Raw genomic sequence first — 13761 nt, 5'->3', positions numbered from 1 at the left:
TCTCAGTCCAGCAGTCTCCCGTGCTCGGCGACCACCCGGCCGGCCTTCACCACCAGCTCGCGCGGCGGCAGGTCCACCACCACCTGCGGCACGCACTCGCCGTCCACCAGTTGGAAGTCGGCGGGCGCGCCGGGCACCAGGTCGGCCCTCGGCAGGCCGAGCAGCTCGGCGCCGCCGTGCGCGGCCAGCTCCAGGCAGTCGGTCAGTTCGGCGTCGGTGCGGGCGTCGGTGGTCCAGCCGAGCAGGTGGGCCCGGTGCAGCATGTCGGCGTTGCCGTACGGGCTCCAGGAGTCCCGGACGCCGTCCGAGCCGAGGCCGACCCGCACGCCGCGGGCGCGCAGCTCGCGGAACGGCAGCACCTGGTGCGCGGACGGGGCGACGGTGGTCAGCGCGATCCCGGCCGCCGCCAGCACGTCCGCGGTGGCGCCGAGCGCGGCGGCGGGCAGCTCGGGCAGGCAGAACGCGTGGCTGGCCGTCACCCGGCCCTGCAGCCCGGCCGCGACCGTCCGGGCGGCCAGTTCGCGCAGCGGGCCCAGCCCGGCCGGGCCGCGGTCGTGCAGGTGCACGTCCAGCAGCACGCCGTACCGCTCGGCCAGGCCGAACAGCAGGTCGAGCTGCTCGCGGCCGTCCGGGCCGCCGCCGTCGAACCCGGCCGGGTCGATGCCGCCGACCGCGTCCACCAGGCCCGTCCGGGCCGCCTCGGTGAGCAGCTCGGCCGCGCCGGGGGTGCGCACCACGCCGTGCTGCGGGAACGCCACCGACTGCACGTCCAGCTTCCCGGCCAGCCGCTCGGCGGCCTCGCGCAGGCCGGTGACCCCGGCCAGGCCGTACGCGGGGGCGACGTCCACGTGCGCGCGCACCGCCCGGGTGCCGCGGGTCACCGCGTGCGCCAGCAGGCGGTGGGCGCGCTCGCCGATCGGGGCGCGCTGGTGCTCGTACAGCTCGACGTCGGCGGCCACGTACTCCGGCAGGTCGTGCGCCGGACGGCGGCTGTACCAGGGCTCGCCCCAGGTGGTCTTGTCCGGGTGGACGTGCGCGTCCACCAGCGTCGGCAGCGCGATCCGTCCGCCGCCCTCGACGACGGCGGACGGTTCGGCGCCCGGCGGGAGTCCGGCCGCCAGGACGCCGTCGACGGCGACCAGGTCGGTGACCGGGCCGCCGAGCGGGCGGACCTGGCGGAACAGCGTGACGTGCATGGTGTCGCTCCCGGGGCGGTGCTGAGGGCTCGGTCTGACAAGTTCCGGAACCATTCGAACCGCTTCCGGTCGAGCAGTCAACTCGCTTGTTCATCAAGTGAGTTGGTGATTCGTGCTGCCCGGGAGGAGGCGTTCTCGGGGGCGTCCGGCAGGGGTGCTCGGGGCGGCCGGGGCGGTCGCGGGGCGGTGGCGCCCGCCCGGCGCGCGGTGGCCGCGTGGAAGCGCTCCCAAGAAAGGTCCGTAGGCGTCTTCTGCGCAGGTGGTGAATGGAAGTACAAAGGAGGCAGCGGAAGTTCGGGCTGTGGGGGCCGGAGCGTCCGCACCCGGGGCGGCCCGGGCGGTGCGTGGGGGTACTGCCTGGGCCGCCGGGTTCCCGTGCGGGTGCCCCGTTCGCGTTCCGGGCGTTCCACAATGGACGGCATGAGCGTGCACGAGGACGGACTCCCCGAGGTGGGCCGGCTGCTGGCGGGCGGCGGAGTGGTGGTGCTGAGCGGGGCCGGGCTGTCCACCGAGTCCGGCATCCCGGACTACCGCGGGCCGGACGGCGTGCGCCGCAACCGGGCCCCGATGACGTACCAGGAGTTCGTCGCGGGCGAGGCGGCCCGCCGCCGCTACTGGGCGCGCAGCCACGCCGGCCGGTCGGTGATCTCCCGGGCCCGCCCGAACGCCGGGCACCTCGCGGTGGCCCGGCTGCGCGACGCGGGCCGGATCAGCGCCGTGATCACCCAGAACGTGGACGGCTTGCACCGGGCCGCCGGCACCGCCGACGCCGTCGAACTGCACGGCGGCCTCGACCGGGTGGTCTGCCTGGACTGCGCCGCCGTCACCCCGCGCAGCGCCCTCGACGAACGCCTCGCCGCCCTCAACCCGTCCTTCCGGGACGCCGGTTCGCGGATCAACCCGGACGGCGACGTCGAACTCCCGGACTCCCTGGTCGCCTCGTTCGTGGTCGCCTCCTGCACCGCCTGCGGCGGCGTCCTCAAGCCCGACGTGGTGTTCTTCGGCGAGAACGTCCCCAAGGACCGGGTCGAGCGGTGCTACCGCCTGGTGGACGAGGGCCGGGCCCTGCTCGTCCTCGGCTCCTCGCTCGCCGTGCTGTCCGGCCTGCGCTTCGTCCGGCACGCCGCGAAGACCGGCAAGCCGGTCGCCATCGTCACCCGCGGCACCACCCGCGCCGACGACCTGGCCGCCGTCCGCCTCGACCGCCCCCTCGGCGAGACCCTGACCGCCCTGGCCGCGCCCTTCACCGGGTAGCGGCGAGAGGCAAAACCAGGGGCTCGGGGAACGGCGAGGCCCAGTCTGCTGACGGTTCACTGTCGCCCAGCGCATCTGCTTCTGGTTCTGTTCAAGACACGCAGCAGCACGGACCTTCGATGGGCTCCGGCCGCCAGCAGCACGGCCCCGCCGTTCCCCGGGCCCCTGGTGGTGCATGCTCGTCTGCCGACGGTTCCCCGGGCCCCTGATTTCGCCTCCCGCCGTTCTCGCCCCGTGCTCAGGGCCCCGGCCACCACTCGTCGATGCCCGCGACCACGCTCCCCGCGACCGTCCCCAGCAGCGCCCCCGCGACCACGTCGCCCGGGTAGTGGACGCCGGTGTGGACCCGGGAGTAGCCGACCGAGGCGGCCAGCAGGCCCAGCGGTGCCGCGGCCCACGGCAGCCGGGAGGCGACCCCGGTGGCGAAGGCGAAGGCGGACGCGGTGTGCCCGGAGGGGAAGGACGCCGACTCCGGCATCGGCACGTGCCGGGCCTCGGGCACCTTGCCCGCGATCCGGTCCGGCCGCTGGCGCCGGGCCAGCGACTTGCCGAGCAGGTTCGCCGTCGCCGAGGCCGTCGCCACCGAGGCCAGCCCGACCAGCGCGGCCCGCCGCGGGCGTCCCGGGACGAGGGCGAGCCCGCAGGCCACCGCGATCGAGATCTTCGAGTTGTTCGCGGCGGTGGAGAGCTGCCGCAGCCGCAGGTCCAGGGTCGGCGTCGGGGTCGCGGCCACCGCGACGTACACCGCCTCGTCCACCGCCGACAGGTCCGCGACCACGCGCTGTCCAGCCAGCACCCACCGCGTCAACGTCCTCACCGCGCACCGCCGTTCGTCTCCGTCCGGCCCGACGCGAGGTGCGCCAGGCGACTCCATTTCAGGTTCGGGGCCGGGGCCACCGTGCCCGGCCGGTCGCGCGGGACCCGCACCCGCAGCGCGCCGGGCCGGATGACGCAGCGCACCGGCACGTCGAGCTCCAGGGCCTCGCCGTCCACCGCGACCGGGATGCTCGCCACGTCCGCCGTGACCAGCACCTCGCGGCCGACCAGCACCGTCACCGCCTCCGCACTCGTACCACGCAGCGCCAGGTCCGCGGCCTGCGCCGCGCCGTCCACCCGCACGCCCAGCACGCCCAGGCACCCGCGGTCCATCCGGGAGCGCCGCCCGGGGTCGAGCAGGTCACCCGCGTCGTACGGGTTGTTGCTGACCAGGACGGCCTGCGGGTGCTCCAGCCGTTCGCCGCCCGCCTCGGCGCTCAACCGCGCGCCCGCGTAGCCGACCAGCAGGTCGGGCAGCATGGCCAGGACGGTGGCGGTCTTGGCGTCCCGGTACTCGGGGTTCTGGACGATCTCCGCGTAGGTGCCGAACGACACGTTGTTGACGAAGGCCCGGCCCGCGACCTCGCCCAGGTCGACCCGCAGTTCCACGCCGTCGGTCAGCGCGTCCAGGCAGCGGGCCGGGTCGTCGCGGTCCAGGCCGAGGTCGAGCGCGAAGTGGTTGCGGGTGCCCGCCGAGACCACCAGGAACGGCAGCCCGTGCCGGGCCGCGACCTGGGCGACCAGCGCCTGGGTGCCGTCGCCGCCCGCCACGCCCAGCAGGTCCGCGCCGTCCGCGACGGCCCGCTCGGCCAGTTCCACCACGTCCTGGTGGGCGTCCGGGTCCAGCAGCACGACCTCCGCGCCGAGCTCCCGGGCCCGCTCCGCCAGCCGGAACTCCTCGACCTTCCCGCCGCCGGACTTCGGGTTCATGATCAGGACGGCCTTGCGCGGCGGATCGACCTCCCGCTCCGGCACCCGCCTGGTCCGCTGCGCCGAGCGCAGCGCCAGCCGGCCCAGCCACAGCCCGACCGCCCACAGCGCCACCGCGCCCAGCACCCACGGCCACGTCCCGCCGCCGACGTACAGCACCACCGCGCCCGCCGGGGCCGCCACCGCCAGCAGCGCCCCCAGCCAGCGCAGCGGCCCGCGCCGCGACAGCGCCCACCACCCGCCGACCGCCATCAGCGCCAGCGCGGCCACCCCGACCGCCACCACCAGCGCCCCGCGCAGGCCGGCCCCCGCCGCCAGCAGCAGCACCGCCGCCACCCCGCAGCCGATCGCCGCCCGCGCCAGCCACACCGTCCTCGCCGGCTGCTCCACCGTCGCCGCCTCTCCCATCCGTCGACGTTAACGCCCTGTCAGCTACCCCGCCCGGCGCGCCGCATCCCTGTGGCAGAATCCGCCGGGTGACCATCCGGGTGCTGATCGCCGACGACCAGGAGATGGTGCGGCGGGGCCTGCGGCGGATCCTGGAGACCCAGCCCGACCTGGAAGTGGTCGGCGAGGCGGGCGACGGCGTCGCCACCGTCGAGGCCGCCCGGGCGCTGCGCCCCGACGTCGCCCTGGTCGACGTCCGGATGCCCCGGATGGACGGCCTGGAGGTGGTCCGGCAGCTGTGCGGGCCGGGCGCCGACCCGCAGGTCAGGGTGGTCGTGGTGACCACCTTCGACCTGGACGAGTACGTGTACCCGGCGCTGCGCGGCGGCGCGTCCGGCTTCCTGCTCAAGCGCTCCGGACCGGCCCTGCTGGTCGAGGCGGTGCGCGCCGCGGTGGCGGGGGACAGCCTGATCAGCCCGTCCGTGACGGTCCGGCTGCTGCGCCACGTCACCGGCCGCCGCCCGGACGCCGAGCCGCTGCCGGAGCCGCTCACCCCGCGCGAGATCGAGATCGTCCGGGAGGTCGCCGGGGGCCGCACCAACGCCGACATCGCGGCCGCGCTGTTCATCTCGGCGGGCACGGTGAAGACGCACGTCGCGCACGTGCAGCGCAAGCTGGGCGTCCGCAACCGGGTCGGCGTGGCGATGCGGGCCTTCGAACTGGGCTACCTGACGGACCTGCCGTGACCACCCGCCGGGCGCTGCTCGCCGTCGCCGTGCCGCTGCTGCTCGCGCCCGCGCCGTTCGGACCGTGGCCGGCCTGGATCCCGGCGCTGACCGCCGCCGCCGTGCTCGCCCTCGCCGTCCTGGGCCGCCCGCGGGCGGTGTTCGGCGCCGCCGGGCTGTCGCTCGCCGTCGACCTGGCGTACGTCGGCCGGAACGGGCTGACCCTGCTCTGGATGCCGGTCGAGTACGCGGCGCTGCTGGCGCTCACCGTCCGCGCGGTCCGCGCCCTGCCGGGCCGCCGGGCCTGGTGGGGCGGCGGGCTGGGGGCGGGCGCGGCCCTGCTGCTGCCGCTGCGGTTCGCGCTCCGGCAGCCGGCCCCGCTGGACGCCTCGGTCGCCGGGGTGTTCCTCGCCGCCGCCCCGGTCGCCGCCGCCGTCGGCACCGGCCTGTACCTGCGGCGGCAGGACGAGCGCCGGGCCCGCGCGGTCGACGACGCCCGCCGCGAACAGCGGCTGGCCGTCGCCCGGGACCTGCACGACTACGTCGCCCACGAGCTGACCGGCATCCTGCTGGAGGTGCAGGCCGCGCGGTTCGGCGGCGGCTACGACCCGGCCGAGAACGCCCGGCTGCTGGCCCGGCTGGAGGCCGCCGGGCAGCGCGCCCTGGCCTCGATGGACCACACCCTGGACGCCCTGCGGGACCCCGGCGGCGCCGCGCCCCGCCACCACGCCCTGGCCGAACTTCCGGAACTGCTGGGCCACTTCCCGACCCCGCCGGAACTGCACGGCCTGGCCGGACTGCCCGCGCTGCCGCCCGCCGTCGAGGACGCCGGCTACCGGGCGGTGCTGGAGGCGCTCACCAACGTCCGCCGGCACGCCCCCGCCGCCCGGCGGGTCGCCGTGCTGCTCGCCCACGCCCCCGGCACCGGCCTCACCGCCACCGTCACCGACGGCGGCCCCGCCCACCCGCACCCGCGCCCGGGCGGCGGCACCGGCCTCGACGCGCTGCGCGAGCGGATCGCCGCGCTCGGCGGCGAACTGACGGCCGGTCCGGACGGGCCGGGCTGGCGGGTGACCGCCCGGATCCCCACCGGGGAGTGAACGTCACGGGCCGGGAGCGCCGCCGGCGCTCCCGGCCCGGTCGTCCGTTCCGCTACTCCGCGGCGGGCGTGCCGTCCGCGCCGATCCGGGCGAAGCCCAGGTAGGGGTGCAGGGCCTTGGGCAGCAGCACCGAGCCGTCCGCCTGCTGGTGCTGCTCCAGCACCGCCGCGATGGTGCGGGCCAGCGGCAGGCCCGAGCCGTTGATGGTGGCGGCCGGGGTCGGCTTGCCCTTCTCGTCCCGGGTGCGGATGCCGGCCCGGCGGCCCTGGAAGGTGCCGAAGTCCGACACCGAGGAGATCTCCCGGTAGGTCTCCTGCCCGGGCAGCCACACCTCCAGGTCGTACGTCAGCCGCGCGGAGAAGCCGGTGTCGCCGGCCGCCAGCGCGACGACGCGGTAGGCGAGTTCGAGCTCCTGCAGGCAGGCTTCGGCGTGCGAGACCATCAGCTGCATCTGCTCGCGGGCCTGCTCGGCGGCGCAGATCCGCACCATCTCGACCTTCGAGAACTGGTGCATCCGGATCAGCCCGCGGGTGTCCCGCCCGTAGGAGCCGGCCTCCGAGCGGAAGCACGGGGTGTACGCGGTGAGCGCCAGCGGCAGCTCGGCCGGCGGGACGATCTCGTCCGCGTACAGGTTGGTCAGCGGGACCTCGGCGGTCGGGATCAGGAACAGGTCCCGGTCGGCGACGCCGGTCTTGAACAGGTCCTCCTCGAACTTCGGCAGCTGACCGGTGCCGGTCATGGTGCGCCGGTTCACCAGGTACGGCACGGCGTGCTCGACGTACCCGTGCCGGCGGGTGTGCACGTCCAGCAGCAGGGACGAGATGGCCCGCTCCAGGGCGGCACCGGCGCCGCGCAGCACGCTGAAGCGCGAACCGGAGAGCTTGGCGGCCCGGCCGAAGTCCAGGATGCCCATGGCCTCGCCGAGGTCGACGTGGTCCTTGGGGGCGAAGTCGAAGCGCGGCGGCTCGCCGACCCGGCGCAGCTCGCGGGCGTCCGCGTCGGAGAAGCCGTCGGGGGCCTCGTCGTCGGGCAGGTTGGGGATGGTCAGCAGCAGGTCGGTGAGCTCCTGCTGGACCTGCTCCAGCTCCGCCTCGTTCTGCTGGACCTGCTCCTTGAGCGCCCGGGCGGTCTCCTTCAGCTCGCCGACGTCCCCGCCCTGCTTGGCGGTGCGCTGCACCTCCTGGGCCACCTGCTTCGAGCGGGCCCGCAGCTCGTCACCGGCCTGGATGCCGCTGTTGCGGCGGGACTGCAGCGCCTCCAGCGCGGACAGGTCGAGCTGGTAGCCACGACGTGCCAGGAGCCGGACGGCTTCGTCCCCCAGGTCGATCAGGACGCGGGCATCATGCATCGGAGTCGGTTCTCCTCGGTCGCAACGGTTCGGGCGGGGCGGATTCGTCCCGACCGTAGCAGGGCGGGGGAAACCGGTGCAGTGCCTTTCCGGGCCGCTGCCCGCCGTGCGCGCCGCTCCCTTGCGGAGATGATCCCTGCAGGGATAATCTCCGCACAGATGAAGTCGGGAGACGAGTCGGCAGCACGCCGAACGAGGGGGAACCGCCATGTGGCAGCACGAGTGCACCGCCGAGACCGCCGCCGCCCCGCACGCCGTCTGGGCCGTGCTCGGCGACCTGGACAACTGGACGGACTGGGACACCTCGATGGAGGCCGTCGCCCTGGACGGCCCGTTCGAGGTCGGCGGCACGGTCACGATGACCCCGGTCGGGCAGGACCCGATCGTCTCCGTCATCACCCGGATCGAGCCCGGCCGCGCCTACGCCGACCGCACCGAGTTCGGTGGTGCCGTGCTGGACTTCTCGCACACCCTCACCGCCCTCCCCGGCGGCGGCACCCGGGTGGTCCACCGCCTGGAGATCACCGGCCCGGACGCCGGGCGGCTCGGCCCCGAGCTCGGCCCGATGATCACCGAGGACTTCCCGGAGGCGATGGCCGCCCTGCTCGCCCGCGCCGAACGGACCGCCTGACCACGGCCGCCCGGCCGGAACGACGAAGCGCACGCGGCAGCAGGACGAAGGAGAGAGCGGCATGGACGGACTGGTCGAGGGCCCGGCGAACAGCCCCGGCTTCTGGCTGTGGCACACCACCCTGCGCTGGCAGCGCGAGGTCGCCGCCGCCCTGGCCCCGCACGACCTGACGCACCCGCAGTTCGTGCTGCTCTCCTGCGCCTGGTGGCTCAACGAGCGGGGCGAGACCCCCAACCAGCAGGAGCTCTCCGCCCAGGCGGGCACCGACGTCCGGACCACCTCCCAGGTGGTCCGGAAGCTGGAGGCCAAGGGCCTGCTCGACCGCACCACCGACCCGGACGACACCCGAGCCCGCCGCCTGCGCATCACCTCGCGCGGCGTCGCCCTCGCCCGCGCCGCCATCCCGGCGGTCGAGGCCGTCGACCGGGCCTTCTTCGCCCCCGCCGCCCACGGCTCGCCCGCCCTCGACGGAGACGAACTCAGCCGCCTGCTGCGCCGCCTGGTCGACGCACCCTGACGCCCGCCCGGATGCTCGCGCCGCTCAGCCCCGGGCCGCTCAGCCCCGGGCCGCTCAGCCCCGGGCGACGAACCCGGCCACCACCGGCCCCAGCACGTCCGGCGCGACCTCGTGGGTCTGCCCCGCCAGGGTGCGGTGCTCCGCGCCCGCGGCGGCGGCCGTCGCGGCGGCCGCGTCGCGCAGCAGGGCCGGGCTCAGCTCGCCGTCGGCCACCAGCACCGGCACCGGCAGTCCGGCCAGCAGGGCGGTCGGCACCGGCGCGCCCTCCGCGCCGTCCAGCACCTCGGCGTCGTTGACCAGGGTCGGTGCCACCGCCAGGAAGGCCGGCCACGCCGGCGACTCGCGCAGCTGCGCGACCACCGGCGCGGGGGAGCCGACGAAGGCCATGAACCGGGCCACCGCCTCGCCCGGCTCACCGGCCAGGACGTCCCGTTCGACGCCCGCCCGGTACTCCGCGAACCGGGCCCGCTGCTCGTCGTCGGTGCTGAACGGCGGCTCGTACGCCACCACCCGCTCCACCCCGATGCCCGCGCCCGCCGCCCGCAGCGCCAGCGCCGCGCCGGAGGACAGGCCGAGCAGCGTCGCCCGGCCGCCCGCCGCCGCGACCACCGCCGCCAGGTCCTCCACCTCCTGCTGCACGGCGTACGGCCCGCCCGCGCCGCTCCCGCCGCGCCCGCGCCGGTCGTAGCTGAACACCCGGTGCGCCCCGGCCAGTTCGTCGGCCAGCCCGCCGGAGGGGCCGAACGCGCGGTGGCACATCGCGCCGTCCACGATCACCACGGCCGGTCCGCCGTCACCCGCCACCTGGTAGGCGATGCGGGTGCCGTCGGCGGAGGTCACGTACTCGGTCATGCGGGCTCCCCGGTGCAGGTCGGTGGTCACTTGGCCGCGGTGGCGAGGGTGTGCGCGACCAGCGCGTTGGCGTGGCCGTGCCCCAGTCCGTACTCGGACTTCAGCCAGCTCACCAGCTCCATGTGCCGGGTGAGCGGCGAGTCGGTGATCAGCTGCTGCCACTCGGCGATCGGGCGGCCGTACTTCTTCTCGATCGAGGGGAAGTAGCTGGCCGGTCCCATGACCTTCTGCTCGGTGCTCATCTGGCGACTCCGTCCGTTCCACGCGCCCTGCGGGTGCTGCGCGATGCTGTCACAGGAGAAGACGGACCGCCCGGGCGCAACTCATCGGTCCTCGCGAAAGTTCTTCCCGGCCCGTACGGTCGGGCCATGGCACGCATCGACGACAGCACGATCGAGCGGGCAGCCGACTACCTGTGGACGGCGGGCCGGGTCCTCGAACAGCGGCGCTTCGCCCACCTCTTCGGCCCCGCCCCCGACCCGGCGGGCGTCCTGGCCGCCCTGGACGCCTACCGCGCCCCGGACGGCGGCTGGGCCTACGGCCTGGAGCCGGACGTCCGGGGCCCCGCCGCCCAGCCGCTGGCGGCCGGCGCCGCCGCCCGGGTCCTCGCCGAGGCCGGCGCCCTGAACGGCCCGCGCGGCACCGAACTCTGCGACTGGGCCGCCACGTTGACCACCGAGGACGGCGGCGTCCCGGCCGTCCTGCCCAGCCTGCGCCGCTACCCGCACCCGCCCTTCCTGCCGATCGCCGACGACCCTCCGGCCGAACTGCTCTCCACCGGCCAGATCGCCGCCCCGCTGCTCCGGGCCGGGCTGCAGCACCCCTGGCTGACCGGCGCGGAGGCGTTCTGCCGCCGCGCGATCGAGGCGATCGAGGTGACCCACCCGTACGAGGTGATCACCGCCGTCGGCTTCCTGGACGCCGTGCCCGACCGCGGCTGGGCCGCCGAACAGGCCGCCAGGATCGGCGAGTTGGTGCGTGGCCAGCAGTTGGTTCTGCTCGACCCGGAGCGCCCCGAGCAGGTCCGCCTCGCCCCCGGCTACGCGCCCGGCGAGTTCCACCTCCCGCACGACTACGCGCCCCGCCCGGACAGCCTGGCCCGCGCCTGGTTCACCGACGCGGAGGTCGAGCGCGGCCTCGACCACCTCGCCGCCCGCCGACTCCCGGACGGCGGCTGGCCGATCAACTGGGCCCGCTGGTCCGCCGCCACCGAGAACGAGGCCCGCCCGGGCGTCACCCTGTCCGCCCTGCTCACCCTCCGCGCGTACGAGGGGAGTTAGCGCTCAGGGCAGGGAGCCCAGCCAGCCGTCCGCGACCGCCGTCCGGGCGTACAGCACGCAGCGCCCGGCCCGGTGCGAGGAGACCAGGCCGGCGGTGCGCAGCGCGGTGAGGTGCTGGGAGACCGCCGGGGCGGACAGGCCGCAGCGGGCGGCGAGTTCGGTGGTGGAGGCGGGGACGTCGAGCTCGGCCAGCAGCAGGGTGCGGGTGCGGCCGAGCACCGGTGCGAGCGCCTCGGCGCGCGGACCGGGGCGGTGCTCCCAGACGGTCGCGGCGGCCAGCGCGGGGTAGCAGAGCTGCGGCGGGTCGGGGGCGACGGTGCGGGTCAGCAGCCGGGGCCAGGCGAACACCGAGGGCACCAGCAGCAGTCCGGCGCCGGTCGCGATCCGGGTGACGGCGCAGTGCCGTTCGGACAGGTGCAGGGTGCCGTCCGCCCAGCGCACCGTCCCGTGCAGTTCGCCGAGCATCGCCGCGCTGCCCCGCTCGGCGGCCGTCCGGGCCCGCCGCAGGACGTCCGCCTCCAGCACCGCGCGGATCCGCGACCAGTACGGGGCCAGGGCGAGCTGCCAGAACGCCTCGACCTCGGCGGTGATCCGCCGCAGCGCCTGCTCCGGCGCGCGTTCCAGCACGCGCAGCCGGGCGCCGGCCCGCCCGTTCCGGTCGGCGCGCAGGCAGTCCAGGTCGTGCCGGAGCAGTTCGGGGCCGGTGGCCCGGACGGTGGCCAGTTCGGTCGCCAGGTCGGCGACCGGCTCGCCGGGGACGGGGTTGAGGAAGTCCGGCAGGTGCCCGTGCGGCGGGACCAGTTCGGCCAGCCACCCCCGGTCCAGTCCGGCGGCGGCCAGCCGCGGCCGGACCTGCGCGGCCCAGCGGCGGTGCGGCGCGGGCACCGGGTCGGCGGCCAGCGCGCGGAAGGCGGCGACCACCTCCCACATCGGCGAGAGCGCGAACCTGGTCAGCGCCAGGTCGCCCACCGACAGCGGCAGACCGGTCCGCACCCCACCACCCCCTCGGTCGATTCGGCCCCAGCTTAATCGGTCGGCCCGGCGCGATCGGGTCCGCCAGGATGGACGCGTCCCTCCCGAGCACCGCACCGGAAGCGAGCCCCGCATGTCGCACCGCACCCTCCCCGCCCGTTCCGCCGAGCACGCCGCCGCCCTGCGCGCGCTGGCCGCCGCCGACGCGCCGCTGCTGCTCCCGAACGCCTGGGACGCGGGCAGCGCGGCGGTGGTCGCCGCGGCCGGGGCGTCCGCGATCGCCACCACCAGCGGCGGCGTCTCCTGGTCGGCGGGGCGCGCCGACGGGCAGGGCCTGGACCGGGCGGCGATGGCCGAGCTGGTGCGCCGGATCGCCGCCGCCGTGGACGTCCCGGTGACCGCCGACGTCGAGGGCGGCTACGGGCCGGACCCGGCGGACGTGGCGGAGACCGTCCGGGCGGTGGTCGCGGCGGGCGCGGTCGGCGTCAACCTGGAGGACTCGGCCGCCCCCGGCGGGCCGCTGTTCACCGTCGCCGAGCAGTCCGCCCGGCTGCGCGCCGCCCGGACGGCCGCGGCCGAGGCCGGCCTGCCCGGGCTGCTGGTCAACGCCCGTACCGATGTTCACCTGTTCGGGATCGGTCCGGCGGACGGCCGCCCGGCGGAGGTGCTGCGCCGCGCCGAGGCGTACGCGGCGGCCGGGGCCGATTCGCTGTTCGTCCCCGGCCTGCTCGACCTCGCCGCGCTGGCGGAGCTGACCGCCGCGTCCCCGCTGCCGGTCAACGCGATGGCCGTCCCGGGCGGCCCGACCGTCGCGGAACTCGCCGCCGCCGGGGTCCGCCGGATCAGCCTGGGCACCGCGCTCGCCCAGGCCGCGTACACCGCCGCGCACCGGGCCGCCGCCGAACTGCTCGGCCCCGGCACGTACGGCGCGCTGGCCGACTCGCTCGACTACGGCACCCTCAACGGGCTGCTCGCCGGGCGCTGACCGCCACTCAAGCCCGGCAGTCGGCCGGTCGGTCGCGGCTCAGGAGGCCGCGCGCTTCACCAGGTCGGCGACCCGGGCCGCCTCCGCCTCGCCCAGGCCGGCGAGCGCGAAGTAGGTGGGCCACATCGCGCCGTCGTCCAGCTTGGCGTTGTCGCTGAAGCCGATCATCGCGTACCGGGACTTGAACTTGGCGGCGCTCTGGAAGAAGCACACCGGCTTGCCGTCCGCGTTGTTGTACGCGGGCATGCCGTACCAGGTCTTCGGGGCCAGCTGCGGCGCGACCTCGGTGACGATCTCGTGGAAGCGCTGGGCCAGCACCCGGTCCTCCTCCGGCATCTCGGCGATCTTCTCCAGCAGGTCCTTCTCCGCCTCGGCCGCCTTCGCCGCCGCCGACGCCCGCTTGGACTCCGCCTTCAGCTCCTTGGCGCGCTCCTTCATCGCCGCGCGCTCGTCCGCCGTGAAACCCTCGTGCTTCTCCGCCATGACCGGTCCTCCCGTTTCCGTTCCCGCTCCCTGCTGACGTCCCCAATCCTAGGAACGGAGCGGCTGCGGCGGCTTCTCGGAAACTGACCGGTCCGGCCCGGGGGAGGAGGTTCCCCGGGCCGGACCGGTCCGTTCGGGCAGCGGCTCAGCGGGCCTTGAAGCTCCGCAGCCGCAGGCTGTTGCCGACCACGAAGACCGAGGAGAAGGCCATGGCGGCGCCGGCGATCATGGGGTTGAGGAGTCCGGTGGCGGCCAGGGGCAGGGCGGCGACGTTGTAGGCGAAGG

General features: G+C 76.1%; 15 protein-coding genes. 7 read left to right on the top strand and 8 right to left on the bottom strand.

Translation table 11 applies throughout. From position 1 onward, the window contains the following. Positions 1-2 precede the first annotated feature (2 nt). Positions 3-1196, bottom strand: coding sequence for an amidohydrolase (locus ABD345_RS00075; protein WP_344549543.1), 1194 nt, complete (start codon positions 1194-1196; stop codon positions 3-5). A gap of 411 nt (positions 1197-1607) precedes the next feature. Between ABD345_RS00075 and ABD345_RS00070 the strand changes: the two genes are divergently transcribed. Then, entirely contained in the window at positions 1608-2450 is an 843-nt protein-coding gene (locus ABD345_RS00070) for an NAD-dependent protein deacetylase (protein WP_344549542.1), read from the top strand. A gap of 238 nt (positions 2451-2688) precedes the next feature. Here ABD345_RS00070 and ABD345_RS00065 read toward each other — a convergent pair whose 3' ends face one another. Both ABD345_RS00065 and ABD345_RS00060 read right to left on the bottom strand, forming a co-directional pair. Further along, complete coding sequence (locus ABD345_RS00065; protein WP_380273867.1) at positions 2689-3246, bottom strand: phosphatase PAP2 family protein; 558 nt, start codon at positions 3244-3246, stop codon at positions 2689-2691. A gap of 17 nt (positions 3247-3263) precedes the next feature. Further along, complete coding sequence (locus tag ABD345_RS00060; RefSeq protein ID WP_344549540.1) at positions 3264-4604, bottom strand: diacylglycerol/lipid kinase family protein; 1341 nt, start codon at positions 4602-4604, stop codon at positions 3264-3266. Between the two features lie 68 nt (positions 4605-4672). Here ABD345_RS00060 and ABD345_RS00055 point away from each other — a divergent pair, with 68 nt between their 5' ends. Continuing rightward, positions 4673-5329 (top strand): response regulator, encoded by a 657-nt coding sequence (locus ABD345_RS00055; RefSeq protein WP_344549539.1) that lies wholly within the window; start codon positions 4673-4675, stop codon positions 5327-5329. Next, positions 5326-6408, top strand: a complete 1083-nt coding sequence (locus ABD345_RS00050) for a sensor histidine kinase (protein WP_344549538.1) — start codon at positions 5326-5328, stop codon at positions 6406-6408. Before ABD345_RS00055 ends, ABD345_RS00050 begins: the two co-directional genes overlap by 4 nt. Positions 6409-6460: 52 nt before the next feature. On the opposite strand, the gene serS is transcribed toward ABD345_RS00050, so the two are convergent. Continuing rightward, entirely contained in the window at positions 6461-7756 is a 1296-nt protein-coding gene (gene serS, locus ABD345_RS00045; RefSeq protein WP_344549537.1) for a serine--tRNA ligase, read from the bottom strand. Between the two features lie 208 nt (positions 7757-7964). Between serS and ABD345_RS00040 the strand changes: the two genes are divergently transcribed. Together ABD345_RS00040 and ABD345_RS00035 are read left to right on the top strand one after the other, a co-directional pair. Beyond that, positions 7965-8387: an SRPBCC family protein gene (locus tag ABD345_RS00040; protein ID WP_344549536.1), complete on the top strand. Its 423-nt coding sequence runs from the start codon at positions 7965-7967 to the stop codon at positions 8385-8387. Positions 8388-8448: 61 nt separating this feature from the next. Then, entirely contained in the window at positions 8449-8904 is a 456-nt protein-coding gene (locus tag ABD345_RS00035; protein WP_344549535.1) for a MarR family winged helix-turn-helix transcriptional regulator, read from the top strand. Between the two features lie 54 nt (positions 8905-8958). Here the strand turns inward: ABD345_RS00035 and ABD345_RS00030 are convergent, their stop codons facing one another. Further along, complete coding sequence (locus ABD345_RS00030) at positions 8959-9756, bottom strand: alpha/beta fold hydrolase (RefSeq protein WP_344549534.1); 798 nt, start codon at positions 9754-9756, stop codon at positions 8959-8961. Between the two features lie 26 nt (positions 9757-9782). After that, a complete protein-coding gene (locus tag ABD345_RS00025; RefSeq protein ID WP_344549533.1) occupies positions 9783-9998 on the bottom strand; it encodes a DUF4287 domain-containing protein in 216 nt (71 codons plus the stop codon). A gap of 126 nt (positions 9999-10124) precedes the next feature. On the opposite strand from ABD345_RS00025, the gene ABD345_RS00020 reads away from it, so the two are divergent. After that, positions 10125-11036 carry a hypothetical protein gene (locus ABD345_RS00020; RefSeq protein WP_344549532.1) on the top strand — a complete coding sequence of 304 codons (912 nt, stop codon included), beginning with the start codon at positions 10125-10127 and terminating at the stop codon, positions 11034-11036. 3 nt (positions 11037-11039) lie between these two features. Here ABD345_RS00020 and ABD345_RS00015 read toward each other — a convergent pair whose 3' ends face one another. Further along, positions 11040-12029: an ArsR/SmtB family transcription factor gene (locus ABD345_RS00015; protein ID WP_344549531.1), complete on the bottom strand. Its 990-nt coding sequence runs from the start codon at positions 12027-12029 to the stop codon at positions 11040-11042. A gap of 112 nt (positions 12030-12141) precedes the next feature. On the opposite strand from ABD345_RS00015, the gene ABD345_RS00010 reads away from it, so the two are divergent. Next, positions 12142-12993, top strand: a complete 852-nt coding sequence (locus tag ABD345_RS00010) for an isocitrate lyase/phosphoenolpyruvate mutase family protein (protein ID WP_344549530.1) — start codon at positions 12142-12144, stop codon at positions 12991-12993. 39 nt (positions 12994-13032) lie between these two features. Here the strand turns inward: ABD345_RS00010 and ABD345_RS00005 are convergent, their stop codons facing one another. Continuing rightward, positions 13033-13476 (bottom strand): iron chaperone, encoded by a 444-nt coding sequence (locus ABD345_RS00005; protein ID WP_344549529.1) that lies wholly within the window; start codon positions 13474-13476, stop codon positions 13033-13035. Positions 13477-13761 lie beyond the last annotated feature (285 nt).

The sequence above is a fragment of the Kitasatospora saccharophila genome, from assembly GCF_039529925.1.
GTDB lineage: Bacteria > Actinomycetota > Actinomycetes > Streptomycetales > Streptomycetaceae > Kitasatospora > Kitasatospora saccharophila.
The sequence above is the reverse complement of the archived record's forward strand: the minus strand, read 5'-3'. Positions and strand labels throughout refer to the sequence as shown.

What these genes read in the sequence shown, in the direction of transcription:
- ABD345_RS00075 (WP_344549543.1), bottom strand. Translation starts at nt 1,196, where the DNA reads ATGCACGTCACGCTGTTCCGCCAGGTCCGCCCGCTCGGCGGCCCGGTC.
- ABD345_RS00070 (WP_344549542.1), top strand. Translation starts at nt 1,608, where the DNA reads ATGGACGGCATGAGCGTGCACGAGGACGGACTCCCCGAGGTGGGCCGG.
- ABD345_RS00060 (WP_344549540.1), bottom strand. Translation starts at nt 4,604, where the DNA reads ATGGGAGAGGCGGCGACGGTGGAGCAGCCGGCGAGGACGGTGTGGCTG.
- serS (WP_344549537.1), bottom strand. Translation starts at nt 7,756, where the DNA reads ATGCATGATGCCCGCGTCCTGATCGACCTGGGGGACGAAGCCGTCCGG.
- ABD345_RS00040 (WP_344549536.1), top strand. Translation starts at nt 7,965, where the DNA reads ATGTGGCAGCACGAGTGCACCGCCGAGACCGCCGCCGCCCCGCACGCC.
- ABD345_RS00035 (WP_344549535.1), top strand. Translation starts at nt 8,449, where the DNA reads ATGGACGGACTGGTCGAGGGCCCGGCGAACAGCCCCGGCTTCTGGCTG.
- ABD345_RS00030 (WP_344549534.1), bottom strand. Translation starts at nt 9,756, where the DNA reads ATGACCGAGTACGTGACCTCCGCCGACGGCACCCGCATCGCCTACCAG.
- ABD345_RS00025 (WP_344549533.1), bottom strand. Translation starts at nt 9,998, where the DNA reads ATGAGCACCGAGCAGAAGGTCATGGGACCGGCCAGCTACTTCCCCTCG.
- ABD345_RS00020 (WP_344549532.1), top strand. Translation starts at nt 10,125, where the DNA reads ATGGCACGCATCGACGACAGCACGATCGAGCGGGCAGCCGACTACCTG.
- ABD345_RS00010 (WP_344549530.1), top strand. Translation starts at nt 12,142, where the DNA reads ATGTCGCACCGCACCCTCCCCGCCCGTTCCGCCGAGCACGCCGCCGCC.
- ABD345_RS00005 (WP_344549529.1), bottom strand. Translation starts at nt 13,476, where the DNA reads ATGGCGGAGAAGCACGAGGGTTTCACGGCGGACGAGCGCGCGGCGATG.